The sequence below is a fragment of the Pseudomonas sp. PA-6-3C genome (genome assembly GCF_021605825.1).
GTDB lineage: Bacteria > Pseudomonadota > Gammaproteobacteria > Pseudomonadales > Pseudomonadaceae > Aquipseudomonas > Aquipseudomonas edaphica.
Genome location: NZ_WKDV01000014.1, coordinates 42,785 through 69,013 on the forward strand (window position 1 = coordinate 42,785; position 26,229 = coordinate 69,013).

Sequence of the window (26,229 nt, forward strand, 5' to 3'; positions counted from 1 at the left end):
AGCGCCATGAATTTCCAACTCAGCCAAGAACAAGACATGTTGGTGGACGCGGTACGCAGCTTTGTTGCCAGGGAATTGCTGCCCCATGAGGACGCGGTGGACCGTGCCGACGCGGTTTCGCCCGAGCTGGCCGCGCAGATTCGCGACAAGGCTGTCGCTGCCGGCTTCTATGCTTTCAACATGCCCGAAGAGGTGGGCGGTGGTGGCCTGGATTACCTGTCCCAGGCGTTGATCGAACGCGAGTTGTCCAAAGTCTCGTGGGCGCTGCATGTGTTTGTCGCGCGTCCGTCCAAGATTCTCATGGCTTGCACCGGCGCGCAGGTCGAGGACTACCTGTTGCCGTGCGTGCAAGGCAAGAAAATTGACTGTTTCGCGCTGACCGAACCCGGCGCCGGCTCCGACGCCAATGCGATCAAGACCCGCGCCGTGCGCAGCGGCGATGACTTCGTGATCAACGGCAGCAAGCACTTCATCAGCCACGCCGGCCATGCCGATTTTGCCATCGTGTTTGCCGTCACCGACACCTACGAACACAACGGCCGCCAGCGCAATGCGGTGACTGCATTCCTGGTCGATCGCGGCACGCCCGGCATGACCATCCGCCGTGGCCCCAAGTGTGTGAGCAACCGCGGTTATCACACCTATGAAATGTTCTTCGACGACTGCCGCGTGCCCGCCTACAAAGTGCTGGGCGAAGTCGGCAAGGGGTGGGAGGTCGCCAACGCCTGGCTCACCGCTGGCCGGGTGATGGTCGCTGCCAACTGCGTCGGCCAGGCCCAGCGTGCGCTGGAGGTGTCGCTGCAATGGGCGGCGGACCGCAAGCAGTTCGGCCAGCCCATCGGCACCTACCAGGGCGTGAGTTTCAAGCTGGCCGACATGGCCACGCAGATTCGCGCCGCCGAGCTTCTGACCCTGCACACCGCCTGGAAGATGGACCAGGGCAGCATGACCGATGGCGAGGCCGGCATGGCCAAGCTGTTTGCCAGTGAAACCCTGGGCAAGGTAGCCGATGAAGCCGTGCAGATCTTTGGCGGCATGGGCTTGATGGATGAAGGGCCGGTGGAGCGCATCTGGCGTAACGCGCGGATCGAACGGATCTGGGAAGGCACTTCGGAAATCCAGCGGCACATTATTGCCCGTGAACTGTTGCGGCCGTTGTTGCGCTGACCGGCGCGGAGAACGCTTATGTCCCAGGCTATTCGCGACAACCTCAAGCGCCTGCTGGCGCCCCGGCACCTGGCTTTTGTCGGCGGGCGCAGCATGGCCCGCGCCCTCAAGCGCTGCGCCGACGGCGGTTTTACCGGGCCGATGTGGCTGGTCAACCCGCAGCATGACAGCCTCGACGGCATCCCGTGTGTGCGTCGGGTTGCCGATTTGCCTTACGGCCCGGATGCGGTGTTTATCGCGACTAACCGTGAGCTGACCTTGGCCTGTGTGGCCGAACTCGCCGCCATCGGCACCGGCGGCGCCATTTGCTACGCCTCCGGGTTTGCCGAAACGGGCGTCAGTGGTGCGGCCTTGCAACAGCAGCTTGTTTCAGCGGCGGGCGACATGGCCTTGCTCGGCCCCAACTGCTACGGCTTGTTGGACTATTTGCACAGCGCCGCGCTGTGGCCGGTGGCCCACGGCGGCAAGGCGGTAGAGAAGGGCGTGGCGGTGCTCACCCAGAGCGGCAACTTTGCCTACAACCTGTCGATGAGCGACCGCTCGCTGCCCATTGCTTATATGGCGTCGGTGGGCAACCAGGCGCAGTTGGGGGTTGCCGAGTTGATGGACGTGCTGCTCGATGAGCCGCGCGTGACCGCCATCGGCCTGCACCTGGAAGGCTTGAAGAATGTGCCGGGGTTTGCCCGCGCGGCGCACAAGGCGCTGGAAAAAGGCATCCCGATTATCGCGCTGAAAACCGGCGTGTCGCAGATCGGCGCCGAGTTGGCCCTGAGTCACACCAGTTCGCTGTCTGGTTCCGATGCGCTGTACGACAGCCTGTTTGCGCGCCTTGGCGTGATCCGCGTGAGTGGGCCGGTGAGTTTTGTCGAAACCTTGAAAGCGGCGGCCTGCGGCAATCTACCTGGCGGCAATTGCCTGATCGCACTGGCCTGTTCCGGTGGCGACGCGGGGCTGATTGCCGACTACGCCGAGCGCAACCAACTGGCCTTGCCGAAGCTCGACGCAGGCCAGCGCGCCGAACTGGCGCAGGTGCTGCCCAGCTATGCCAACCTGGTCAACCCATTGGACTTCACCACCGCCATCTGGGGCGACCGCGAGGCGCTCGAACGCATGCTCGAAACGGCCCTGCGCACCGATGCCGATGCGGCGATGCTGGTGCTGGATTACCCGGCCGAATTCACTGGCGAGCGAAAGGAATGCGACCTGTTGTTGGCGCTGTTTTGCGCCGCGCTCAGTCGTCATGGCAAAACCGGATTCGTCACCTCGGCCTTTCCCGAATTACTGCCGGCCCATGCCCGCGAACGCCTGCATGCCCACGGCATTGCCGCGCTGCAGGGGGTGGAAGATGCACTCGCTGCCTGGGGGCGGATTGCCGACTATCAAAACCATCGCCGTGTGTTGTTGGAACGCGGCGAGTCGATCCTTGCACCGCTGTGCCCTCAGCCTCTTGCGGGCCAAGGCCTGGCGCTGGATGAATGGGCGTCCAAACAAGCCTTGCGCGCCTTTGGCTTGAGCACGCCAGCGGCGGTGCTGAGCACGCCAGGGCGCGCCATCGCAGACGCCAAACTCTTGGGCTATCCGTTGGTGCTCAAGGCCGTCAGCACCGACCTGCCACACAAAACCGAAGCCGGTGCAGTGGCGCTCAACCTGAAAGACGGTGTCGCACTGACCGCCGCGCTGGAGCAGATGCGCGAGCAAATCGGCGCTTATGCGCCGGGCATTGTCTTTGATCAATTGCTGTTGGAAAGCATGGCTACAAAGCCCTTGGCCGAGTTGATCGTGGGCATCAAGCGGGAAAATGACTTTGGCCTGGCCCTGGTGATTGGCGCTGGCGGGATCCTCGTGGAATTGCTCAAAGACAGCCGCAGCCTGCTGCTGCCGACCACCGATGAGGCGATTCGCAACGCCGTGCTCAGCCTGCGCAGCGCGGCCTTGCTGCAAGGTTTTCGCGGGCGTGAAGTGGCGGATATGGATGCGTTGGTGGCGGCCATTCGCGCGGTGGCCGACTACGCCTGCGCCAACGCCGGGCGGTTGCTGGAACTGGATGTGAACCCATTGTTGGTCAATGCCCACGGCACGCTGGCGGTGGATGCGTTGATTCGCCTAGGAGATGAACATGCAAGATAAGACCCTGACCGGCGGCCAGGCCCTGGTGCGGTTGCTGGCTAATTATGGCGTCGACACCGTGTTCGGCATTCCCGGCGTGCACACCCTGGAACTGTATCGAGGCTTGCCCGGCAGCGGCATTCGCCACGTGCTGACACGCCACGAGCAGGGCGCCGGTTTTATGGCCGACGGCTATGCGCGGGTCAGCGGCAAACCGGGCGTGTGCTTTGTGATCACCGGGCCTGGCGTGACCAACGCCGCCACCGCCATCGGCCAGGCCTACGCCGACTCGATTCCGATGTTGGTGATCTCCAGCGTCAACCACACCGCCAGCCTCGGTAAAGGCTGGGGCAGCCTGCACGAAACCCAGGACCAGCGCGCCATCACCGCGCCGATCACCGCGTTTTCGGCGGTGGCCTTGAGTGCCGAGGATTTGCCCGAATTGATCGCCCGCGCCTATGCGGTGTTCGACAGCGAGCGGCCACGGCCGGTGCATATTTCGGTGCCGCTGGATGTGCTGGCAGCGCCGATCAAACGCGACTGGAGCCATGAAGTCGTGCGGCGCCCGGGACGCGGCATGCCATCGGCCGAGGCGCTGGAGCTGGCCGTAGCCAAGCTCGCGGCGGCCAAGCAACCCATGATCATTGCCGGTGGCGGCGCGCTGGCGGCGGGTGATGCGTTGCAGCGCTTGAGCACGTTGTTGGCGGCGCCGTTTTTCAGCAGTGTGGCCGGCAAGGGTTTACTGCCGGTCAATGACCCGCTGAATGCCGGTGCCACCCTGTGCGTGGAACCCGGCTGGCAACTGATCAGTCAGGCGGATGTGGTGCTGGCCGTCGGCACGGAAATGGCCGACACCGATTACTGGCGCGAGCGCTTGCCCATCACCGGCGAACTGCTGCGCATCGATATCGACCCGCGCAAGTTCAACGATTTCTACCCTTGCGCCGTGGCGCTCAAAGGCGATGCCCAACAGACCTTGCTGGCCTTGCTCGAACGTCTGCCGCCTGCGCCGCGTAACGCCGATGCGGCAAGCCAACAGGTCGCGACATTGCTTGAGGCGGTCGAGCTGGGGCACGGCCCTTTGCAGGCCATTCACCAAGGCATTCTTGAGCGTATCGAGGCCGAGCTGCCCGCCAACGCATTTATCAGCAGCGACATGACCCAGTTGGCCTACACCGGCAACTACGCCTACCGCAGCCGCGCCCCGCGCAGTTGGCTGCACCCTACCGGCTACGGCACCTTGGGCTATGGCTTGCCTGCCGGCATTGGCGCCAAGTTCGGCGCGCCGCTGCGTCCGGGCCTGGTGTTGGTGGGCGATGGTGGCTTCCTCTACACCGCCCAGGAACTGGCGACCGCGGTCGAGGAACTGCACAGCCCGTTGGTGGTGCTGCTGTGGAACAACGACGCCCTCGGCCAGATCCGCGACGACATGCTCAGCCTGGACATCGAGCCCATCGGCGTGCTGCCACGCAACCCGGACTTTGCGCTGTTCGCCCAGGCGTTCGGCTGCACCGTGAACCAACCCAAAAACCTGGATGAGTTGCAGACGGACTTGCGCAACGGTTTCAAACGCAATGGCGTGACCTTGATCGAGCTCAAACATGCCTGTGCCTGTTGACCTTTAGAGGAGCAAGACCATGAGCGAAAACAACAACAAAATGACTCAAGCGATGCACCGAAGGGACTTTCTCAAACACAGCGCCGTGGCGGGTGCGGTGGCGGCAGCGTTTTCCATGGGCCTGCCGTTGCACGCGTTTGCCGAAGAGGCGACACCCAAAGCCGGCGGTGTGCTGCGCCTGGGCCTGGCCGGCGGCAGCACCACCGATTCGCGGGACCCCGGCTCCTGGGTCGACACCTTCACGTTCGTCGGCTTCTCGGCGGTGTACAACACGCTGACTGAAATCGCCGTCGACGGCAGCGCGATCCCCGAGCTGGCCGAGCGTTTTGAATCCACCCCGGATGCGCGGGTGTGGACCTTTCACTTGCGTCAGGGCGTGACCTTCCACAACGGCAAAAGCCTCAGCGCCGACGATGTGGTGGCGTCGATCAATCACCACCTGAGCAAAGACTCCACGTCGGCGGCCAAAACCGTACTGGGCGACGTCGCCAGTGTCAGCGCCAAGGGCAATGATACGGTGGTATTCGAGCTGCATTCCGGCAATGCCGACTTTGCTTATGTAGTTGCCGATTACCATTTGGTGATCATGCCCGCCAAAGACGGCGCCGCCGATTGGCAGGCCGGTGTGGGCACCAGCGGTTACCGCTTGAAAAGCTTTGAACCCGGCGTGCGCATGGACTTGGAACGCAACCCCGATTACTGGAAGCCCGGCCGCGCGCACTTCGCCAGCGCCGAACTACTGGCCATCGCCGACGGCGCGGCGCGGGTCAATGCACTGGTCACCGGGCAAGTGGATGTGATCAACAAGGTCGACCTCAAAACCGTGGCCTTGCTCAAGCGCAATCCAAATCTTGTGATCGAGGAAACCAAGGGCGCCCAGCACTACACCTTCCCGATGCTGTGCGACAGCAACGAGTTCAAGAACAACGACATCCGCCTGGCGATGAAGCACGCGATCAACCGCGAAACCTTGCTGGCTTCGGTATTGCACGGCTACGGCCTGGTGGGCAATGACCATCCGATCCAGCCCGGCAGCCGCTTTATCAACGCCGCGCTGGAGCAGCGCACTTACGACCCGGACAAGTCACGCTTTTACCTGCGCAAAGCCGGTGTGGACTCGCTCAAGGTACGGCTGCAAGCCTCCGACGCCGCCTACACCGGCGCGGTGGACGCCTCGGTGCTGTTCAAGGAGCAGGCGCGCCAGGCCGGTATCGACATTGACGTGGTGCGCGAACCCGCTGACGGGTTCTTCTCCAATGTGTGGATGAAACAGCCATTCACCACCTCGTTCTGGTACAGCAGCCTGACCGCCGACCGCATGTTCAGTATCGGCTATGCCAAAGGTGCAGCCTGGAACGAAACCCACTGGGACAACCCACGCTTCAACCAACTGCTCACCGCCGCCCGTGGCGAGATGAACGCGCCGCTGCGCCAAGAGATGTACAACGAAATGCAGGCCCTGTGCCGCGATGACGGCGGCGCGATTGTGCCGCTGTTCGCCAGCTCCGTGGCAGCGCGTTCGAACCGCGTGAGTCATGGGCCGCTGACGGCGCCCTATGGTGAGCTGGATGGGTTGCGGTTGATTGAGCGGTGGTGGCAGGCATAGAAACCCTCCAAACAATGAAGATTCAATGTGGGAGCTGGCTTGCCTGCGATGGCGGTGTGTCAGGCTAAAAATCTATCGCTGATGTACCGCTATCGCAGGCAAGCCAGCTCCCACACTGGATTTGTGGTGGCTTAGGAGTCAACACACACATGAATAGTCTGTTGAAACTGGTCCTCCAGAGATTGGCCCTCGGCGTATTGTCGCTGTTCGCCGTCTCGGTGATCATCTTCCTCGCCGTCGGCCTGCTGCCTGGCGATATTGCCCAGGCCATGCTCGGCCAGTCGGCCACGCCGGAAACCATCGCCGCTTTCCGCGCGCAGTTGGGCCTGGATCTGCCGCCGCTGACGCGCTTTGCGCACTGGCTGTTGCGGCTGTTACAGGGTGATCTGGGTGCGTCGCTGGCCAACCAGCGGCCCATCGCCGAGTTGATCGGTGCGCGGCTGGGTAACACCTTGAGCCTGGCCGCCCTGGCGGCATTGGTGTCGGTGCCTACCGCGCTGGTACTGGGCATGCTTGCGGCGCTGTACCGCAACAGCTGGTTCGATCGCCTGCTCAATACCACGGCGTTGAGCGCAGTGTCGTTCCCGGAGTTCTTTGTCGCGTACCTGCTGATCCTGGTGTTCTCGGTGAAGCTGGGCTGGTTTCCCAGCCTGTCCAACCTGGCGCCGGATGCCACGTTCGGCACGCTCCTGGAGCGCTCGGTGCTGCCGGTTGCCACCCTGAGTCTGGTGGTGATCGCGCAGATGATGCGCATGACCCGCGCGTCCCTGATCAACCTGTTGGCCAGCCCGTATATCGAGATGGCCCGGCTCAAGGGCATCAGCCAATCGCGGATTATCTGGAAGCACGCGTTGCCCAATGCACTGGCGCCGATCGTCAACGTGGTGGCGCTGAACCTGGCGTACCTGGTGGTGGGTGTGGTGGTGGTCGAGGTGGTGTTTGTCTATCCAGGGCTCGGCCAGTTGCTGGTGGACTCGGTGTCCAAGCGTGACATCCCGGTGGTGCAGGCGTGCAGCCTGATTTTTGCCGCCACCTACATCCTGCTCAATACCGGGGCGGATGTGCTGTCCATCGCCAGCAACCCACGCCTGATGCATCCCAAGGGGTAAGCCATGAGCCTGTTGAGCCAAGTGGCCCGGGCGCCGTTGAGCGCCAAGTTCGGCCTGCTGATTATTCTGTTATACGTCGCGCTGGCGCTGTTGGCGCCGCTGCTGGCGCCCTATGGCGAAACCCAGGTGGTGGGTGAAGGCTTCGCGCCGTGGAGCGGCCAGTTTTTGCTGGGCACCGATAACCTGGGGCGCGACATGTTCAGCCGCCTGATGTACGGCGCGCGCAATACCTTGGGCATTGCCTTCCTGACGACGACGCTGGCGTTTCTGCTCGGTGGTTTGAGCGGTTTGGTCGCGGCGATCAAGGGCGGTTGGGTCGACCAGGGGTTGTCGCGGGTGGTGGATATCCTCATGGCGATCCCGCAGCTGATTTTTGCCTTGTTGATTCTCAGCGTGGTCGGCACCAATGCCACCTCGCTGGTGCTGGTGATTGCGCTGCTGGATTCGACGCGGGTGTTTCGCTTGTCCCGCGCGGTGGCGATGACGGTGGTGGTGCAGGATTTTGTCGAAGCCGCGCGCCTGCGCGGTGAAGGCTTGTGGTGGCTGGTCACCCGCGAAGTACTGCCCAACGCCGCGGCGCCGCTGATCGCCGAGTTCGGCCTGCGCTTTTGCTTTGTGTTCCTGTTTATCAGCGCGCTGTCGTTCCTCGGCCTGGGCATCCAACCGCCCACCGCCGACTGGGGCAGCATGGTGCGCGACAACGCGGTGTTGATTACCTTCGGCGATATCAGCCCATTGTTGCCCGCGTTGGCGGTGGCGTTGATCACCGTCAGTGTGAATTTTGTCGTCGACTGGATGCTGCACAAATCCAGCGGCCTGAAGGAGGGTTGAGGATGGACAGGCCATTGCTGGAAATCCACAACCTGCAGGTCGAAGGGCATTACGAGGATGCCTGGCACCCGTTGATCAAGGGCATTGACCTGACCTTGCAGCGCGGTGAAGTGTTGGGGCTGATCGGTGAGTCCGGGGCGGGTAAATCCACCCTCGGGCTGGCAGCGATGGGCTATGCGCGCGACGGTTGCCGCATCATCGGCGGCTCGGTGTGTTTTGATGGCATTGAGTTGCTGCAGGCCAAGCCCGAAGCCTTGCGCAAGCTGCGCGGCTTGCGCATCGCGTATGTGGCGCAGAGCGCGGCGGCGTCCTTCAACCCGGCGCATCGTCTGATCGACCAGCATGTGGAAACGGCAGTGATCAACGGCGGCATCAGCCGCGCCCAGGCCGAGCGCGAGGCGGTGGAGCTGTACCGCGTACTGCGTTTGCCCAACCCCGAGACCATTGGCCAACGCTACCCGCATCAAGTCTCGGGCGGGCAGTTGCAGCGGGTGATGACGGCCATGGCCATGGCCTGCCATCCGGACCTGATTATCTTCGACGAACCCACCACCGCCCTCGACGTCACCACCCAGATCGAAGTGCTGGCGGCGATCCGTGACGCGGTGAAAACCTTCGGCAGCGCCGCCTTGTACATCAGCCACGATCTAGCCGTGGTCGCGCAGATGGCCGACCGCATCATGGTGCTGCGCCACGGCAAGTTGGTGGAGGAGGCGGACACTCGCAGCATGCTCAGCCAGCCGCAGCAGGACTACACCAAATCGCTGTGGGCAGTGCGCAGCTTTCGCACCGAGCCCAAGGCATGCCCGGTGGCGCAGGTGCCGTTGCTGGAAGTGCGTCAGGCCTGCGCCAGCTATGGGCAGCAGCCGGTACTGCATGAGGTGTCGATGCAGCTGTATCGCGGCCAGACCCTGGCGGTGATCGGCGAGTCCGGCAGTGGCAAAAGCTCCACCGCGCGCTTGATTACCGGGCTGCTGCCGGCCACGGCAGGGCAGGTGCTGTATGACGGCGAGGCGCTGCCGGTGGATTTTCGGCGGCGCAGCAAGGAGCAATTGCGGCGCATCCAGATGATCTACCAGATTCCCGACACGGCGCTGAACCCGCGTCAGCGCATCGTCGACATCATCGGCCGGCCACTCACGTTTTACCTGGGCCTCAAAGGCAAGGCGATGCGCGCGCGGGTCGCCGAGTTGCTGGAGATGATTGAACTGGACCCGGCGGTGTTCATGGAGCGCCAGCCCCGTGAATTATCGGGCGGGCAAAAACAACGTATCTGTATCGCCCGCGCGCTGGCGGCCGACCCGCAACTGATCATCTGCGATGAAGTCACCTCGGCGCTTGATCAACTGGTGGCCGAGGGCGTGCTGAAACTGCTCAACCGCCTGCAGCAACAACTGGGCGTGGCCTACCTGTTTATCACCCACGACGTGGCCACCGTGCGGGCGATTGCCGACGAGGTGCTGGTGATGCAGCGGGGCAGGGTAGTGGACCAAGGCAGCCGCAATGCGATTTTTACTCCGCCGTACCAGGCTTACACCGGCCTGTTGTTTTCATCGGAGCCGGAAATGGACCCGGACTGGCTCGACCATTTGCTGGCCCAACGGGCGGCGCCCACTGTTTGAGGAATGCACATGAAGGTGTTGATTGTTCACGCTCACCCTGAGCCTCAGTCGTTTACCGCGGCGTTGCGCGACCAGGCGCTGGCTACGTTACAACGCCAGGGCCATGAAGTGCAGGTGAGTGACTTGTATGCTATGCAATGGAACCCTGTGGCGTCTGCCGCTGACTTTGCCACGCGGGAGAATCCGGATTATCTGGTGTATGCCCTGGAGCAGCGCCTGGGCGTAAAAAATCAGTCGATCGCGGCGGACATCCAGGGCGAACTGGACAAGCTGCTGTGGGCCGACCTGCTGATCCTCAACTTCCCGATCTTCTGGTTCTCGGCACCGGCCATGCTCAAGGGCTGGATCGACCGGGTGCTGGTGTCCGGCGTGTGTTACGGCGGCAAGCGTTTTTACGATCAGGGCGGGCTGGCAGGCAAGCGCGCGCTGGTCGCCGTGACCTTGGGCGGGCGTGAGCATATGTTTGGTGAGGGCACGATTCACGGGCCGTTGGAGGAGATGCTGCGGCCGATTCTGCGCGGCACCTTGGCGTATGTCGGGTATGACGTGCTGGCGCCATTTGTGGCCTGGCATGTGCCGTATATCAGTGCCGAGGCGCGGCAGGATTTTCTGCTGGGGTATGAACAGCGGCTGCAAGGGCTTGCGGATGAGCAGCCCTTGGTATTTCCGAAGCTGGCGCAGTTTGATGAGGCGCTGTATCCACTGTCCTGAACGCAACGATATTCAAATGTGGGAGCTGGCTTGCCTGCGATAGCATCAACTCGGTGTACCTGACACACCGAGGTGTCTGTATCGCAGGCAAGCCAGCTCCCACATTTTGATCTGCATGGATCAGTTGGCTGTGTGTTGCTGGCGGAGGCGCTCAGCCGCACTGCGCAGCAATTGCTCGGTGCCGTTCCAGCCCAGGCAACCATCGGTCACCGACACCCCGTACTTCATCGACGCGCTCAACGGTTGGCAGCCTTCGAACAGGTGGCTTTCGAGCATCATGCCGATCAGCGACGTGTCACCCTGCAGGCGCTGCTCGAGCACGTCATTGAACACCGCCGGTTGACGCAGCGGGTCTTTGCCGCTGTTGGCGTGGCTGCAATCGACCATGATGCGCGCCGCGACCTTGGACTTGGCCAGGTCGTGTTTCACCTGCGCCACGCTTTGCGCATCGTAGTTCGGCCCACGATGACCGCCGCGCAGTACCAGGTGCGTATCGGGGTTGCCGGGTGTCTGGATGATCGCCGGATGGCCTTGGCTGTCCACGCCGAAGTGACGATGCGGGTGGCAGGCTGAGCGCATCGCATCACAGGCAATCGCGACGCCGCCGTCGGTGCCATTCTTGAAGCCGACCGGCATGCCCAGGCCGCTGGCCATTTCGCGGTGGATCTGCGATTCGGTGGTGCGTGCGCCGATGGCGACCCAACTGAGCAGGTCATCGAAGTAGCCGGCGGCCATGGGTTGCAGCAGCTCGGTGGCGACCGGCAAACCCAGGCGCAGCATCTCGCGCATCAGTTCGCGCGACAGGGTCAAGCCTGCGGCCATGTCGTCGCTGCCATCCAGGTGCGGGTCGTAGGCCAGGCCTTTCCAGCCGATGGTGGTGCGCGGTTTTTCGACGTAGGCACGGATCACCAGCAGCATCTGGTCGCTGACTTCCAGCGCGAGCTTCTTGAGGTTGCGCGCGTATTCCATGGCCGACTCGGGGTCGTGGATCGAACACGGGCCGACAATCACCAGCAAACGCGAGTCTTCGCCATTGAGGATGGCGCGCACGGCTTGGCGATGGGCGTGGATCTGTTCGTTGAGGAACGGGCTGAGGGGCAACTGGTGCTTGAGTTCAAGGGAACTGGGCAGGCGCTGGGTCAGGGCTTCATTGGCGCTGGACAGGTTGGCAACAGGCAAGGCGGCAGTGGCAGAGTTCATATTCAAGGCTTCCTGGGCAAGCGGCGGGCTGTTCCCGCACGCTCTGCCCTACTGGGGTGTTCGACAATTGGCCGTATTGGCTACGTGTGTTGGCTTGCCACCAATAGGTGACCGATCGGAGGCGGCAGGCTGTCCCGAACGGAGCTTGCTAAATCGCCATGCAGTCGAAGTGTCGTAACGGTAATAAGTGGCGTAGTTCATGTCGTGAGTCCTTTTAGTGTTCGGTGTGAAGCAAAATTATTGGGGCCTTGAAAAAACAAAACCCCCGGTCGGGGAGCCGACCGGGGGTTAGATTTCTCTGGTAGGCGACCCCTTGAGTAGTGGGCGCCGATTTCAGGTATCAGGCGCGCCAGTGGCTAAACCAATACCCAAAATAAAAGCTGACCAGTGCGCTCAAACCGCTCACACGGGTAGCCGACACCAAGCGCGGGGCGCTGGCAGCAGGGCAAACCTGAGTGTGGGTGAGTTGCAACATGGTGTTTCTCCAAATGATGGGGGGAGCTTACTAGAGGCACGCGGGTTGATTCAATCAGTAATTTCTATCGCATGACCTACTTACGGCTATGGGGTAAGTGCCGATATGCTGGTAACACGTTAATAATGATTGCCAGGACGCGACCATGACTGCCTTGACCCTCGCCGCAGCTCAAACCACTTCCATCGCCGGCGACGTGCCGGGCAACATCCAGGGGCACCTGAGGTTCATGCAGGCGGCGGCGGAGCAGGGCGTGCAATTGTTGGTGTTTCCGGAATTGTCGTTGACCGGCTATGAACCCGCTTTGGCCGCCCAACTGGCAATTACGCCCGAGGACGTGCTGCTGGCGCCGCTGCGTGAGATGGCGCAAGAGCTGCGAATGACCGCAGTGGTGGGCATGCCGATTCGCTTGGCACCCGGGACCGGTGCGTTTATTGGCGCCCTGGTGTTGGGCGCAGATGGCTCGCTGGCGGTCTACACCAAGCAGCATTTGCACCCGGGCGAAGAGGTGGCGTTTGTCGCAGGGAAGGGAGGTGCAGCACTCGAATGGGCGGATGACCGGATTGCGCTGGCGGTCTGTGCGGACTTTTCCCACGCCAGCCATCCGCGTCTGGCGGCAGAGGCTGGCGCTACGGTGTACGCCGCCGGTGTGCTGATCAGCGAAGGCGGGTACGCGACCGACAGCGCGCTGCTTCAGGGGTATGCCGCAGAGCATCGCATGCTGGTACTGATGGCCAACCATGGTGGCCCGTCCGGCGGTTATACCTGTGCGGGGCGCAGCGCTATCTGGAGCGCTGATGAAACCCTGCTTGCCGACGTACCGGGCATTGGCGAGGCCTTGGTGATTGCTCGCCGCAACGGTGAGCAATGGACTGGCCAAGTGGTAGCCTTCTGAAATGGCTTTTCACCTGCGCGCGGCGACGGACCGCGACCTGCCATTCGCACGAACGCTGACCCATGAAGCCATGAACCGCTATTACCTGCAGTACGATTTGTTGTGGTCTGACCATGGCTTTGACGTCGCCTGGGCTTCGCGTGAAAACTGGCTGATTTGCCAGAATGAAACCGTGATGGGGTTTATCAGCGTGAATCGTGACAGCCAGGCACTCTATATTCGCGAATTACACCTGCTCGAGCGCTGCCGCAAACAGGGCGCTGGCAGTTGGGTGTTACAGCAGATGGTGCTTAAGACGTGTGCGCAGGGCTTGGGCCTTTTACGCTTGACCGTGTTCAAGACCAACCCGGCGAGACGCCTGTATCAGCGCCAAGGGTTGAGTATTGTCGGGGAGGAGGACTGCTTTTGGCGCATGGAGCGCGAGTGTCGGGCGGCTGTCGTGGACTAAATCAGGCACGCTGTAGGAATAAGCGCATACTGCGCTCAGGACACACTGCTTGGATTAAGGTGTTGAGCGACGCGTTCATCCACGATAATCCCTTCTTTCATGCCCAGCAGCACCGCTACTTTATGGGCTTCCCCACGCCGTCCCTTTTTACGCCCAGCAAGCACTTGATACGTGGTGGCCGGATCAACGCCATGTTCACGTGCGAACGCTTGAACTGACTTTCCTTGATATTCCAGCCAGGCCTTGGCTTGTGCAGCGGTACGGATTCCGGGCATAGTTCAAAACCGTTCAAGTTTGTGTAATACGAGATGAATGTGTCACCTCTTGGGGTGTGCCAGATAGGATCATACATCCAAATGAGTGGAATCGGTTCGCGTTTGCGGCAAGAAAGAGAGCGACTTGGCTTGTCGCAAAAAGCATTTGGTGAAATTGGAGGGGTTGAGGCCAATGCCCAGGGTAAATATGAAAATGGGGGCCGGGCGCCTAAAGCCGACTACCTGTCACGGGTAGCCGAAAAAGGTGTGGACATCCTGTATGTGTTGACCGGCAACGCCACCCCGATTCAATTGGAAAACCTCAGCCAGATAGAAGAAAAGGTCCTCGGTGATTACCGCGCCATGTTCAAGGAAGACCAGGATGCAATCCGCCGCCTGACGTCTACCCTGGCCGAACATTCGGCTGCGTCGAATGGGAAAAGCAAACCGCAACCCCAGGATTCCTGACCTTTTACCCAGGAAATAGCGCTGCTTGTCATCCGACGGGCCGCCGCATCGCGTTGAAACTCTATATATATGACGCTAGCAGCTAGGTCTGCGCCTTGGTTTTTTGCTAAGGTGTTCAGCAACCTATAAGACCATATCGCGAGGTGTCTGCTTGATTAGGGTGCTAGTAGTCGATGACCATGATCTCGTTCGTACGGGCATTACACGAATGCTGGCTGACATCGATGGCCTGCAAGTAGTCGGCCAGGCTGAATCGGGGGAGGAATCCCTGATCAAGGCTCGGGAGTTGAAACCCGATGTGGTTTTGATGGACGTCAAGATGCCTGGGATTGGCGGTCTTGGTGCCACCACCAAATTGTTGCGCAGCCATCCGGACATCAAGGTCGTGGTGGTCACTGTGTGCGAGGAAGATCCGTTTCCTACACGGCTTCTGCAAGCTGGGGCAGCCGGTTACCTGACCAAGGGCGCAGGCCTGGCCGAGATGGTGCAAGCCATACGCCTGGTATTTGCCGGCCAGCGCTATATCAGCCCACAGATTGCCCAGCAGTTGGCGATCAAATCGTTCCAGCCTACCAGCGACTCGCCGTTTGATGCGCTGTCGGAGCGGGAAATCCAGATCGCCTTGATGATCGTCGGCTGCCAGAAAGTACAGACGATCTCCGACAAGCTGTGCCTGTCGCCCAAAACCGTCAACACCTACCGCTATCGTATTTTCGAGAAGCTCGCCATCAGCAGTGATGTTGAGTTGACCCTGCTCGCGGTACGCCACGGCATGGTGGACGCCAGCGCCTGACATGACCACACCGTTTGATCCAAGTGCCTTTCTCTCAACCTGCAGTGGCCGCCCTGGCGTGTACCGCATGTTCGACAGCGAGGCACGCCTGCTTTATGTGGGCAAAGCCAAGAACCTGAAGAACCGCCTGGCGAGCTACTTTCGCAAGGCCGGGCTGGCGCCGAAAACCGCCGCGCTGGTGGCGCGTATCGCCCAGGTTGAAACCACCATCACCGCCAATGAAACCGAGGCGCTGCTGCTGGAGCAGACGCTGATCAAGGAGTGGCGGCCGCCCTACAACATCCTGCTGCGTGACGACAAATCCTACCCCTATGTGTATTTGTCCGACGGCAACTTCCCGCGCCTGAGCATTCACCGAGGCGCAAAGAAGGCCAAAGGCAAGTATTTCGGCCCGTACCCGAGCGCCGGTGCGATCCGCGAAAGCCTGAGCCTGCTGCAAAAGACCTTTTTTGTGCGCCAGTGCGAAGACAGCTTCTACAAAAACCGCACGCGGCCGTGCCTGCAATACCAGATCAAACGTTGCAAGGCACCCTGTGTCGGCTTGGTTGAACCTGCTGAGTACGCCGAAGACGTGCGCCATTCGGTGATGTTCCTCGAAGGACGCAGCAATGCCCTCACCGATGAACTCTCCGGCGCCATGGAGCAGGCCGCCAGCACCCTGGATTTCGAACGGGCCGCTGAGTTGCGCGACCAGATTTCGCTGTTGCGCCGCGTGCAGGACCAGCAAAGCATGGAGGGTGGCAACGGCGACGTCGATGTGATCGCTGCATTCGTCAACCCGGGCGGCGCCTGTGTGCACCTGATCAGCGTGCGTGGCGGGCGAGTGTTGGGCAGCAAGAACTTCTTCCCGCAGACCGGTATCGACGAGGAAGTGGCCGAAGTCATGGCCGCCTTCCTTGGCCAGTACTACGTCAGTAGCCCCGAGCGCGACTTGCCGTCCGAACTGATCGTCAACGTGGTGCATGAGGACTTCCCCACGCTGATCGAGGCGATCCACGAGCTGCGCGGGCGCGAGCTGGACATCAGCCACCGTGTACGCGGTACCCGCGCGCGCTGGCAGCAACTGGCGGTGACCAACGCCGAACAGGCCCTGGGCGCGCGTCTGGCCAATCGTCAGCACGTTGCCGCACGTTTCGATGCCCTGGCCGAGGTCCTCAACCTCGACGAGCCGCCCCAGCGCCTGGAGTGCTACGACATTAGCCACTCCAGCGGCGAAGCCACCGTGGCCTCCTGCGTGGTATTCGGGCCGGAAGGGCCGATCAAGTCCGATTACCGGCGCTACAATATCGAAGGCGTCACCGCCGGCGATGACTACGCCGCCATGCACCAGGCGCTCACGCGGCGCTTCAGTAAGCTCAAGGACGGCGAGGGCAAGCTCCCCGATATCCTGCTGGTAGACGGCGGCAAGGGCCAGTTGTCCATGGCCCGTGACGTGCTCAACGAACTGGCCGTGCCCGACCTGATCCTGCTCGGCGTGGCCAAGGGCGCCACGCGCAAGGCCGGTTTCGAGACGTTGTACTTGAATGATGCCGCCCATGAGTTCACTTTGAAGGGCGACTCACCCGCATTGCACCTGATCCAACAGATTCGTGACGAAGCCCACCGTTTTGCCATTACCGGCCACCGCGCCCGCCGTGGCAAAACCCGGCGAACCTCAACCCTGGAAGGGGTGGCGGGCGTTGGCCCGACGCGCCGTCGCGACTTGCTTAAACATTTTGGTGGCTTGCAGGAGCTATCCCGTGCCAGCATTGACGAAATAGCCAAAGCCCCCGGTATCAGTAAAAAGCTCGCAGAATTGATTTATGCAAGTCTGCACAGCGAATAGAATGCCTTCTCACCTCGTAGCCAGTTGTGCCGATGAATATCCCTAATCTGATCACCGTTCTACGCGTCCTGCTTATCCCGATTTTCATTTTGTTGTTCTATTTGCCCTACGAATGGAGCTACGCCGCCTCCAGTTCGGTGTTTGCCTTCGCTGCCGCAACCGACTGGCTCGACGGCTACCTGGCGCGCCGCCTGGAGCAGAGCACGCCATTCGGCGCGTTCCTTGACCCTGTGGCCGACAAACTCATGGTCGCCGTCGCCCTGGTCCTGCTGGTGCAGGAACATGGCAACCTGTGGCTGACCCTGCCGGCCGCCGTGATCATCGGCCGCGAGATCGTTGTCTCGGCCCTGCGCGAGTGGATGGCCGAAATCGGCGCCCGCGCCCACGTGGCCGTCTCCAACATGGGCAAATGGAAAACCGCCGCGCAAATGCTTGCGCTGGTGATTTTGCTGGCCAACCCATCGGACTTCTCGATTTGGGTTCTTATCGGTTACGCCTTGCTGCTCATCGCCGCCGGCCTGACCCTGTGGTCCATGCTTCAGTATTTGCGCGCCGCCTGGCCGCATCTGCGTACCACCGTTGAAAAGAAATAAAACTTTTTTGAATCAAGGGGTTGACGGGGGTTCTGGATTCTATAGAATGCACACCACCAAGACGCGGGAATAGCTCAGTTGGTAGAGCACGACCTTGCCAAGGTCGGGGTCGCGAGTTCGAGTCTCGTTTCCCGCTCCAAAATTTGATCCACAGATGTCCACTGGACGCTGGGATCCACGAAATAGACGCTTAGGCGTCTTTTTTCGTTTCTGCGGAAAACTACTGGAATCCAGGGCAATCCGGTACGTTTAAGTATCGTTTTAAGTACTGTCTAACCGACAGACTCGAATTCGTATTGTTGCTGGATCCCCTCAGGTCGCCAAACCTCCCTCTCGCAAATCCTCAGGGTCTTCAAAAAAGACATTTTGCCGACCCTCGCTGAACGTCCTATCAAAAGCATCACCCGCCATGACCTGCTGGCCATTCTCAATACCATCGAACAACGCAAAGCCTTCATCATGGCTGAAAAATGCCGAACCTGGTTCAACCAGCTGTTTCACTATGCCCTGGTAAAGGTCGAAGGTATGGAACTCAATCCCCGGTGACGAACACCCCTATCTACTGATGGAGCATTCTTCCTGATTTGGTTTGCGAGCTGCGTCGAGCTGTTGGCTTCCTAGAGACGATATGGTGCCTCAAAACCTAGACAAATACCCCCATGGCCGAATCGTTATAAACATGTGTTTTCACACAGCCTGGCCAGAAGCAGGCGATGACATCAGGCATAAACCGACCGGGAGTGGAGGGTCACTTCAGAAAAAACAAGAGGGTTCCCTTTGTCGGTCGGAGAAGGCCTGAGCTGAGTTTATGGGGATAGTTTGGCAATCACCTTGATCTCGAAGTCGAAGCCGGACAACCAGGTCACGCCGATAGCGGTCGCCGTCGGGTAGGGAGCTTCGCCCCAGTACTCGGCCGCTACTTCCCAGATTGTTTCGAATGTTGAGTCGGGGTCGACCATGAAGATGGTCGTGTCCACCACATCCTCGAAACTACTGCCGGCCTCGGCCAGGATCGCGTTGAGGTTGGCGAAGGCCAGGCGAACCTGTGCCGCGAGGTCTGGCTCGGCCGAGCCATCCTTGCGGCTGCCGACCTGACCGGATACGAACAGAAAACCGTTGGAGCGAATCGCCGGTGAGTAGCGGTGGAGCTCGTACAGTGCATGGCGGTCAGGCGGGAAAACGACATCACGTTTGCGGGTCATTGCATACCTCCTTCGGGGGCCATCGCGGCCCGCTGTTTACGATGGAGCCAGTGTAAAAAGACGAGCGACCTGAATAAACGCGCAACGCTGGTCATGACTGTTTGTAGAATCCAAACTATCCAGATCCGAGTGAGGCGTGAAATGGACCGTTTCGATGCAATGCAGGCCTTTGCCCGAGTGGTGGAAACCGGCAGCTTCACCAAGGCGGCAGCCACCCTGCACATGAGCAAGACCACCGTGACGCAGCTCGTTCAGCAACTGGAAGCGAGGCTGCGTGTGCGTTTGCTCAACCGCACCACACGCAAGGTCAACGTCACCGCCGACGGCGCGGCCTACTACGAGCGCGTCATCCGGCTACTGGTCGATATGGACGACGCCGAGACCAGCCTGTCCAGCGCGTCGATGACACCGCGCGGGCGGCTGCGGGTGGATGTGCCCAGCCCGCTGGCGCGAATGCTGCTGATACCCGCCTTGCCGGGGTTCTTTGCACGCTACCCGGAAATCCAGCTGACCGTGGGCGCGAGCGATCGCATCGTCGATATCATTGGCGAAAACGTCGACTGCGTGTTGCGCGGCGGCGAGATCACCGATCAGTTCCTGGTGGCAAGGCATGTGGGCGATCTGAACATCGGCATGTATGCCGCGCCCGGCTATCTGCAGCGCTTCGGTATGCCGGCGCACCCTCGTGAGATGGAGGAGGGCAGGCACAGTACCGTTGGCTTCCTCTGGTTTCGTACCGGCAAATCCTTGCCCTACGCGATGCAGCGGGGTGAGGAACGCATTGAGGCCCAGGGTCGCCCGCAACTGACGGTCGACGACGGTAATGCGTACCTCGCCGCCGGCCTGGCTGGCCTGGGCATGCTTTGGCTACCGCAGTACATGGCCAAACCGCACCTGATCAGCGGCGAGCTGCTGCCGCTGTTTGAGGACTGGCACATGGCGCCAATGCCGATGTATCTGGCATTCCCGCCGAATCGCCACGTCAGCGCCAAGGTGCGGGTATTTATCGACTGGGTAATAGAATTGATGGCCGAGCATGCGCCGGTGGTTAAGTGAAACAGGGCCCACAATGGGGGCCCGGCAGGATCAGGAAGAGCGGGCCCCTTGTTGGGTGGGTTTGGCGACGTTGCGCTCGAATAATCCGTGGGAAAACTCCAGTACCGCCAGCACCAGTTGAACGGCACCCAGTACCAGCAAGAACGGCGAAGCGCCACCGCTGACGGCCACTACCTGCAATACCACTACGATCACGCGTAGCAAGGCGCTGAGACGGGCGTGTTCGCGTGTGGGGGCTCGCCAACGCACAAAGCCCCACACGAGATATGCCCACGCACCGATGTTGAGCAGGAACATGGCCGTGGGGTCGAGCGTCGAGAAGGGGCTGTCGAAGCCCAGTTGATGATCGAGCCATTGGATCAGTGAATAGGCCCAGATGGACACCACCGGCAAGGCGAATGGAGCCATTGCAAGAACGTCGTATGCAGCGCCGACGCGTACGATTTTCTCATGTGTGGATTGGGTCATTGCGAGTCTCCTCCTGGAGTGGCTGGTTCAACAAGTCACGAATTTCTTGGAACTCTCCCGATTTCAGTCCATTACGATGGCGCTCGGCCAAGACGTAGGCGATATGCCCAGCGCGGGACTCGGCGTCGACGATGTAGCCGGGAGTTGCCGCTCGTTGTCGCAGCGCGACAAGGTCGCTGAAACGCTCATCCGCCGCCATGATGGTTCGTGCCACCGTTGTTTGGACGTTGCAGAGCCCCAGAACGGCAAAGAAGCTGTGTGGGTTTTCCAATTGATAGATTTTTGCCAGGGCGTTCAACGCCGCCTTGGATACCGAATATGAGAGCATCCCTGCACGTTGGCGCAGTGCCGAAATCGATGATGAGAAGACCACGGTACTGGGGGGCTGCGTCGCACTCAGCATAATGTCCAGGACCATTTTCACGGCGCCCAGGTTGAGCGCCAAGACGCTATTGAACTCCTGCATCGAGGTCTGCGTGGCCAGTTGGGGCGCGCTGCCGAACCTTCCCGCATTCAGGTAGACGGTCTCTACCGGGGTAGGGGTGCGCGATAGCAACGCCTGCAAGATTGCCGGCGCGCGCTCGATATCGGTCAAATCGCACCGCAGGAAGTGGAAGCGCTCCTGTGGCGGGATATTGGCCGCAGGGCTTCGTGACACCGCGAGCACTTCGTCGCCCCTGGCCAGGTGATAGCGCGCCAAAGCGTTGCCGATACCGGTGCTTACACCGGTGATCAATATGCTAGCCATGATTGCCCCTAGAATTTGCCGATGTGATAGCCGCCATCGGCGCTGAGCACCGTGCCGGTGATGTAGCTGGATCTCTTGCTCAGCAAAAACACGATCGCATCGGCGATTTCCTCTGGCTGGGCAAAGCGCTTCATGGCCGTCACGTCAAGCTTGCGCTGGGTGTTTTCCGGGTGGGCAGCCAGCCGTTCCGGAGAGTTCATACCTCCCAGTGTCGGCCCGGGCGCTACGGCGTTGACGCGCACGGCAAAGCGGGATTCGCTGTCGCAGGCATTTTCCATGGCGGCGACCTGCGTCAAGGCATTGAGCGCTGTCTTGCTGGCGACATAGGCCGCCTGATTGGCCATGGGCATCACGCCAGCGCACGAGGACACGTTGACGATCGCTCCATTGGGGTACTGGCTGATCAATGCCAGTTCTTTTTGCAGGCAGTAAAGGGGGCCGTTCAGGTTGGTGTGGATGACCCTGTTCCAGTCCTGCGGTTGGATTGTTGCGATCGGCGCGTAGGGGGCGGTAATGCCTGCGTTGTTGATTGCGTAGTGCAACCGATCAACCTCGCCAGCCACCGTCGCGAATGCCTCGGCTACTGACGTTTGCGACGCCACATCGCAAAAGATGAACTGCGCCGAAGCACCCAGTATCTCCAGAGCGGCGTCAGCCTTTTGCTGGTTCCTGCTCATCAGGAACAGCCGTGCGCCTGCTTCGGCCAGTTGCTTTGCCACCGCCAGGCCGATGCCGCTTGCACCGCCGGTAATGACGATGTTCTTGTCTTTAAATTCCATGTTATTGATTCCCGTAATGGATGTGAGCAGGACGCTTGTAATGCTCATTTACACAGCAATACACCCGATCGAGTTGCGGATTGCTCTTGTCCCGAAAGCAGTTACCGTCAAACCGGCATTGCTGGACCTGATCCTCGTGGCCGGCGAGCGACTTGCTGATCAGGTCGTTATCGGCAAAAAGGGCCCGGCTCATGCCGATCAGGTCGCAGTGACCAAGCCGCAGTTGATCTTCTGCCTCCTGCAGGGAGCCAATGAAACCGGCATAGCCGACCGGGAGCGAGGTGAACGACTTGATCAGGCGTACCCCTTCGACGAACTGTCGCTGAATTGTCGGATGGGCAGTAAGCATGTAGCGGAAGGTTTCCTTGATGGTGATCGAGCACATGATTGCCGACGTCCCCGCGTCCGCCAGGGCTGCCACCACGTCCTCGAGCAGTTCCGGTTGCTGCCCTCTGGCGCCCAGACAATCATCGATGCCCAGGCGCACGGAAACCTCCAGGTCTCCAGCGGTAACCCTATGAATGCGGTCGATGACTTCCAGCAGGAACCGCGCTCGCTTGATGGGGCTTGCGCCATAGGCGTCACGGCGATGGTTGGTCCAGGGCGACAGAAAACTGCTCAGCAGATAGCCGTTGGATGCCTGAAGCTGGACCATCCTGGCACCGGCCTGCCTGGCACGCAGAGCCGCTTGGGCAAACTGATCGCAGACAGCGTCGATGTCCTCGACACTCATCTCTACCAATAGATCGGCGCCGCTGCTGGCGGATAACGCACTGCGGCTCGGGCAAAGCAGCGGTTGGCCGCTGATCTGCGTGCCGCCTTGGGCTCCGTAATGCTGAAGTTGCACCACCACTGGGCAGTCCCGCTGGCGACCGTACTCCACCAGCGGCACGAGCTTTTCCAGGTTGGCATCGCTGTGCAGGCACAGGCCACGCGCATGCAGACGCGTGGAGGGCGCTATGGAGGAGTTACCCAGCACCACCATGGCGCAGCCACCGTCGATCACATGTTTATAGAAGGTGAGCATTTCCTCGGACAGCGAACCGTCCGAGGTGGCCAGGTCGATGCCCATCGGGGCGAAATACAAGCGGTTTTTCAGCGAAACGCTCTGGCCGATCACCAGTGGGCGTTGTGATATCTCATAGTTCATGGGTGCACGATCCTCATGCCACGATTTGCTCGTGGGCGAGAGAGGCAGGTGAAGGGGCAGCGGCAGCGGCCCATTGCATCTGCCCGGCAAAGAAGCAGTGGCACTTGATCGTTTCACGCAGTTCGCTGGCCTGGTTCTTGGACAGCTTGCCGAACACCAGCACTCGCTGGTCGGACTCGCTGGTGGAGCAGCTCGAAGCAACTGGCAGACTGAGGAAACCACCCCCTTCGATGTAGAGCGATACGGTACTGACCGTGCTCCAATCGATGGCCCCGGCTTGATGAGTCACCAGCACTCCCAGTACCGAGAGCAGGCTCAGCCTGGCTTGCAACACGCTATCGGCGTGATGCACGAGGATGTTCTTGGGCAAGCGATCAGAAGGGGTAAACCAATGATCCTGAGGGTAGTTCAACGAGCGCATGCGTTTGAACAGCGGTAACTTGATCACTGCGCCTTGTAGCCAAAGACGCGACACCAGCCGACCGTTCTGATAGAAGTTCGCGCACTTGTCGATGGACTTGGGTTGTGATCGCTTGAGGCCCTGGGCCTGCTGCACCACGACTTCGACTTCATAGGCCGATTCGGTGTAGGCATTGAAGGAAATGCGCAAGTCTTCGATAGAAATGGAAACTGCGCCGCGTTGGTGTCCCAAGTAGTTGTAGACGTAGTGGTACATGGCTTGCCTGGCCACTTCGATCAACATCAGGCCTGGTACATGTTCGTGCTGCTTGTTGTAGAAGTAGTAATTCTTGGTGTCGTTGATCAACAGATAAGACCCCTGCCTGGCCTTATCCCACTGCGCGAGCGCTTCAAGGCATTCGATCATGCGTAATACCTGGTCGGCCGGTATTTCGGTATCACCGCCCTGAAAATGCTGGGCCAGGTAGCGTTGGGCCTGCTGGGGGATGAATTCAGCCGTGAGGATGAAGTGGTCGCCGCACTCGGTATAGAAGTCAGTCAGGCGGATCTCGAAGGTGGAGAGTGTGCTCGCCTGCTGCGCGCTGATGGTCAAGGGCAGATAGCTCAGCACATACTGGCCATCTTGCGCACGGTACAGGGCCTTGAACAGGGCCTGATCCTGCGTGTTGCCAGCCAGTATTTCGGCACCGATCGGAGTGCTGAGAAAACTGGGCAGAAGCAGCCTTGGTCGAGCGATCAGGACATCCTTGGATGTGTCTTTGTGCAACAGATGAGGGTCAATCGAGTCTGCGCTGTTCATGAGTTGCGATCTCCAAGTGAGCGAGTTGGGGAATGTAGGGGGAGGTGGGACAGTAAAAGCTTGATGATGAGCCCATGCACCGGCGCCACCGGCAGCATGTACAGGCGGCCGAACGTGTTGAAGGTCTTGACGGAGGTGGTGATATGCAGGCAACGCGGTTGCGCGAGTGTTGCATCGATCGAGACCATGACCGCCAGATGGGTATCGCGTGAGGTCAGTACCAGCTTCTGTGCGCTGATGGCCTCGATGGTGAAGAAATCGAGCTTTTCGCCGACCGTCGGGACGCACTGTGGTGTGACGCCCGAGAACCCGCCGATCCTCTCGACGTGAAAGTGCTGGGAGATGCTGTCGCGCAGCCTGAACGCGCCTTTGAGCCAGGCGGGCGTCGCGGCCGTCATTTGGCAGTACAGTTCGAATACCGTGGATTCGGTGTCGATGATCGCGCTGTCCGAATGCAGAAAATTCAGCTCATGGTGCGCGGCCACCAGGCTGGCGCACGGTGGGATCTGGTCATTTGGCGTCTTCATCCTTGATGACGCCTTATTGCAGCAGGGCGATTTGCGCCTGCTCGGCCTGCAACAGCATGTTTTCGTAGAGCTGGTCGGCGGATGCCTGGTCCTCAATGACCTGTTCGGCGACATTCCGAGCGGTGACGTCGATTGATTCGTCATCGATGAATACCGATTCGTAAATCCCGACAACAGGCAGGTAGATACCTTTGACATACGCCACCGTCTGCTGCAAAGGCCTGAGCAATTCATCCAGTGTGTAACGGTTGAACCCGCCAGCGCGGTAGCCTGTGGATGGTGCACCCACCGTGGTGATGATCATGAACTCCTTGTTCTTGAGCTTGTCGCCGCCGCGTGCGTAGGCATAGCCGGGGGTGAACACTTCATCGATCCACTGTTTCATGATTGCCGGGCAGGAATACCAATACAACGGAAACAACAACACGATGCGGTCATGGGCATCGAGCAACGCTTGCTCTGCATGAATATCGAACCCGGTGGGCGTGACCGCGCTGGCCAGGCTATGGACCTTGACGCCACGATGGCTGATCTTGCTCATGATCGCGGTATTGACGCGGGAAACCGAGAGATCAGGATGGCCAGAAATGACAATGACGTTTTTCATGTAGGGCGCGTGTCCTTTATAGAGTCGGTTGGAATGCCGATGCAGCACTATTTAAGAGTAGGTGCCTGAGGTTGTAACCTAACCTTTTGGGGAGTCGGCTTGGCCAACTTGCCGGCAGCGGCAGGCCTTTCGTGGTGCTTCAGGCCACTGCTCGATCAACAAGGCTGGGCGGTACCCTGATCCAGTTGGCCATGATCTTATGCCCGTCGATTACGGTCAGCTTGCCCTCGCAATGCGCGTCGAAGCCCGCTTTGCGCAACAATCGGGCAATCCCCGGCGGAGAGACCGTGATCAATTGGCGAACCTCGTGGCGAGCCGCGACCTTGAGCACTTCGTGCAGTAGCGCCACGGCGTTCGGCGATGACAGTGAATGGCCAGTGAAGGTCTGTTGTTGCAGGTCGACGGCGGCAAAACGGGAGATTTCCCAGATGTCTGCGGAATGAGGGAGTGCCTGGCCGCCAATCACCTGGGGGAACACCTCTCCCAGCAGATAGGGCTTGTGCGTGGGCAGCAGCCGCGCTACGCCGACGATGCGCGGGCCTTGATGGGCGATCACGTATACCGTGTCGTCGCGGTCGAATTGATCCAGTTCCTCACCGATCGCACAATCCAGATGCCATCCAAGCTTCTCGACAAATACGCGATAGCGATAGAGCAACAGGGCCTGCCACAGTTCTATCGGTAATGTAAGGCGCGTACCCGTGGTCATATACATGAGGAACCCTCGGCAAATAATCGAGGGGCTATTCGGC

Annotated in this window: 26 protein-coding genes, 1 tRNA gene and 1 pseudogene; 17 read left to right on the plus strand and 11 right to left on the minus strand. The window is 60.5% G+C overall.

The genetic code is table 11. The features are described 5' to 3' along the window. The first annotated feature begins 6 nt into the window (after positions 1-6). The 8 genes from GIW48_RS11885 to GIW48_RS11920 all read left to right on the plus strand — a co-directional run bounded on the left by GIW48_RS11885 (position 7) and on the right by GIW48_RS11920 (position 10,770). Complete coding sequence (locus tag GIW48_RS11885) at positions 7-1,167, plus strand: acyl-CoA dehydrogenase family protein (RefSeq protein ID WP_236461203.1); 1,161 nt, start codon at positions 7-9, stop codon at positions 1,165-1,167. Between the two features lie 18 nt (positions 1,168-1,185). After that, the gene (locus GIW48_RS11890) at positions 1,186-3,294 is read left to right on the plus strand and encodes an acetate--CoA ligase family protein (protein WP_017139010.1); all 2,109 of its coding nucleotides are present in this window, start codon (positions 1,186-1,188) and stop codon (positions 3,292-3,294) included. Then, a complete protein-coding gene (locus GIW48_RS11895; RefSeq protein WP_236461206.1) occupies positions 3,284-4,891 on the plus strand; it encodes a 5-guanidino-2-oxopentanoate decarboxylase in 1,608 nt (535 codons plus the stop codon). The genes GIW48_RS11890 and GIW48_RS11895 overlap by 11 nt, the downstream gene beginning before the upstream one ends. 19 nt (positions 4,892-4,910) lie before the next feature. Next, entirely contained in the window at positions 4,911-6,497 is a 1,587-nt protein-coding gene (locus tag GIW48_RS11900; RefSeq protein WP_170038729.1) for an ABC transporter substrate-binding protein, read from the plus strand. A gap of 149 nt (positions 6,498-6,646) precedes the next feature. After that, positions 6,647-7,606 (plus strand): ABC transporter permease, encoded by a 960-nt coding sequence (locus tag GIW48_RS11905; RefSeq protein ID WP_138453369.1) that lies wholly within the window; start codon positions 6,647-6,649, stop codon positions 7,604-7,606. Positions 7,607-7,609: 3 nt separating this feature from the next. Next, positions 7,610-8,437: an ABC transporter permease gene (locus tag GIW48_RS11910; RefSeq protein ID WP_170038725.1), complete on the plus strand. Its 828-nt coding sequence runs from the start codon at positions 7,610-7,612 to the stop codon at positions 8,435-8,437. A 2-nt stretch (positions 8,438-8,439) separates the two neighbouring features. Next, positions 8,440-10,059 carry an ABC transporter ATP-binding protein gene (locus tag GIW48_RS11915; RefSeq protein WP_236461208.1) on the plus strand — a complete coding sequence of 540 codons (1,620 nt, stop codon included), beginning with the start codon at positions 8,440-8,442 and terminating at the stop codon, positions 10,057-10,059. 9 nt (positions 10,060-10,068) lie between these two features. Further along, entirely contained in the window at positions 10,069-10,770 is a 702-nt protein-coding gene (locus tag GIW48_RS11920; protein ID WP_236461210.1) for an NAD(P)H-dependent oxidoreductase, read from the plus strand. 120 nt (positions 10,771-10,890) lie between these two features. Here GIW48_RS11920 and GIW48_RS11925 read toward each other — a convergent pair whose 3' ends face one another. Further along, the gene (locus tag GIW48_RS11925; protein WP_236461212.1) at positions 10,891-11,970 is read right to left on the minus strand and encodes a 3-deoxy-7-phosphoheptulonate synthase; all 1,080 of its coding nucleotides are present in this window, start codon (positions 11,968-11,970) and stop codon (positions 10,891-10,893) included. 620 nt (positions 11,971-12,590) lie between these two features. Between GIW48_RS11925 and GIW48_RS11930 the strand changes: the two genes are divergently transcribed. Next, complete coding sequence (locus tag GIW48_RS11930; protein ID WP_236461214.1) at positions 12,591-13,340, plus strand: carbon-nitrogen hydrolase family protein; 750 nt, start codon at positions 12,591-12,593, stop codon at positions 13,338-13,340. 1 nt (position 13,341) lies between these two features. Next, positions 13,342-13,788 (plus strand): GNAT family N-acetyltransferase, encoded by a 447-nt coding sequence (locus GIW48_RS11935; protein ID WP_099547684.1) that lies wholly within the window; start codon positions 13,342-13,344, stop codon positions 13,786-13,788. Positions 13,789-13,823: 35 nt separating this feature from the next. Here the strand turns inward: GIW48_RS11935 and GIW48_RS11940 are convergent, their stop codons facing one another. Then, a complete protein-coding gene (locus GIW48_RS11940) occupies positions 13,824-14,063 on the minus strand; it encodes a DNA-binding protein (protein ID WP_017139021.1) in 240 nt (79 codons plus the stop codon). A gap of 81 nt (positions 14,064-14,144) precedes the next feature. Here GIW48_RS11940 and GIW48_RS11945 point away from each other — a divergent pair, with 81 nt between their 5' ends. The 6 genes and pseudogenes from GIW48_RS11945 to GIW48_RS11970 form a co-directional block, all read left to right on the plus strand. Beyond that, complete coding sequence (locus tag GIW48_RS11945; protein WP_099547685.1) at positions 14,145-14,510, plus strand: helix-turn-helix domain-containing protein; 366 nt, start codon at positions 14,145-14,147, stop codon at positions 14,508-14,510. A gap of 151 nt (positions 14,511-14,661) precedes the next feature. Then, positions 14,662-15,303, plus strand: coding sequence for a response regulator transcription factor GacA (gene gacA / locus GIW48_RS11950; RefSeq protein ID WP_003190387.1), 642 nt, complete (start codon positions 14,662-14,664; stop codon positions 15,301-15,303). A gap of 1 nt (position 15,304) precedes the next feature. Further along, positions 15,305-17,128 (plus strand): excinuclease ABC subunit UvrC, encoded by a 1,824-nt coding sequence (gene uvrC / locus GIW48_RS11955; protein ID WP_017139022.1) that lies wholly within the window; start codon positions 15,305-15,307, stop codon positions 17,126-17,128. A 32-nt stretch (positions 17,129-17,160) separates the two neighbouring features. Beyond that, the gene (pgsA, locus tag GIW48_RS11960; RefSeq protein ID WP_099547687.1) at positions 17,161-17,721 is read left to right on the plus strand and encodes a CDP-diacylglycerol--glycerol-3-phosphate 3-phosphatidyltransferase; all 561 of its coding nucleotides are present in this window, start codon (positions 17,161-17,163) and stop codon (positions 17,719-17,721) included. A gap of 63 nt (positions 17,722-17,784) precedes the next feature. Then, positions 17,785-17,860: transfer RNA gene (locus GIW48_RS11965), tRNA-Gly, on the plus strand. Positions 17,861-18,027: 167 nt separating this feature from the next. Beyond that, a pseudogene (locus GIW48_RS11970) lies at positions 18,028-18,261 on the plus strand (phage integrase central domain-containing protein); the annotation flags it as partial. Between the two features lie 266 nt (positions 18,262-18,527). Here the strand turns inward: GIW48_RS11970 and GIW48_RS11975 are convergent. Further along, on the minus strand, positions 18,528-18,923 hold the full coding sequence (locus tag GIW48_RS11975) for a RidA family protein (protein ID WP_017139024.1): 396 nt from the start codon (positions 18,921-18,923) through the stop codon (positions 18,528-18,530). A gap of 141 nt (positions 18,924-19,064) precedes the next feature. Between GIW48_RS11975 and GIW48_RS11980 the strand changes: the two genes are divergently transcribed. Next, positions 19,065-19,979 carry a LysR family transcriptional regulator gene (locus GIW48_RS11980; protein ID WP_236461216.1) on the plus strand — a complete coding sequence of 305 codons (915 nt, stop codon included), beginning with the start codon at positions 19,065-19,067 and terminating at the stop codon, positions 19,977-19,979. A 30-nt stretch (positions 19,980-20,009) separates the two neighbouring features. Here the strand turns inward: GIW48_RS11980 and GIW48_RS11985 are convergent, their stop codons facing one another. The 8 genes from GIW48_RS11985 to GIW48_RS12020 all read right to left on the minus strand — a co-directional run bounded on the left by GIW48_RS11985 (position 20,010) and on the right by GIW48_RS12020 (position 26,192). Further along, positions 20,010-20,447 (minus strand): hypothetical protein, encoded by a 438-nt coding sequence (locus GIW48_RS11985; protein ID WP_017139026.1) that lies wholly within the window; start codon positions 20,445-20,447, stop codon positions 20,010-20,012. Continuing rightward, positions 20,428-21,195 carry an SDR family NAD(P)-dependent oxidoreductase gene (locus GIW48_RS11990; RefSeq protein ID WP_170038699.1) on the minus strand — a complete coding sequence of 256 codons (768 nt, stop codon included), beginning with the start codon at positions 21,193-21,195 and terminating at the stop codon, positions 20,428-20,430. The genes GIW48_RS11985 and GIW48_RS11990 overlap by 20 nt, the downstream gene beginning before the upstream one ends. Before the next feature lie 8 nt (positions 21,196-21,203). Further along, complete coding sequence (locus GIW48_RS11995) at positions 21,204-21,974, minus strand: SDR family NAD(P)-dependent oxidoreductase (RefSeq protein WP_017139028.1); 771 nt, start codon at positions 21,972-21,974, stop codon at positions 21,204-21,206. A 1-nt stretch (position 21,975) separates the two neighbouring features. Further along, complete coding sequence (locus tag GIW48_RS12000; RefSeq protein WP_236461218.1) at positions 21,976-23,124, minus strand: oxidoreductase; 1,149 nt, start codon at positions 23,122-23,124, stop codon at positions 21,976-21,978. A 13-nt stretch (positions 23,125-23,137) separates the two neighbouring features. Then, complete coding sequence (locus GIW48_RS12005) at positions 23,138-24,343, minus strand: AfsA-related hotdog domain-containing protein (RefSeq protein WP_236461220.1); 1,206 nt, start codon at positions 24,341-24,343, stop codon at positions 23,138-23,140. Further along, the gene (locus GIW48_RS12010; protein WP_236461222.1) at positions 24,340-24,870 is read right to left on the minus strand and encodes a DUF2867 domain-containing protein; all 531 of its coding nucleotides are present in this window, start codon (positions 24,868-24,870) and stop codon (positions 24,340-24,342) included. The genes GIW48_RS12005 and GIW48_RS12010 overlap by 4 nt, the downstream gene beginning before the upstream one ends. A 13-nt stretch (positions 24,871-24,883) precedes the next feature. After that, the gene (locus GIW48_RS12015; protein WP_017139032.1) at positions 24,884-25,477 is read right to left on the minus strand and encodes an NAD(P)H-dependent oxidoreductase; all 594 of its coding nucleotides are present in this window, start codon (positions 25,475-25,477) and stop codon (positions 24,884-24,886) included. Positions 25,478-25,616: 139 nt separating this feature from the next. Next, positions 25,617-26,192 (minus strand): acyl-homoserine-lactone synthase, encoded by a 576-nt coding sequence (locus GIW48_RS12020; protein ID WP_017139033.1) that lies wholly within the window; start codon positions 26,190-26,192, stop codon positions 25,617-25,619. Positions 26,193-26,229: the final 37 nt, after the last annotated feature.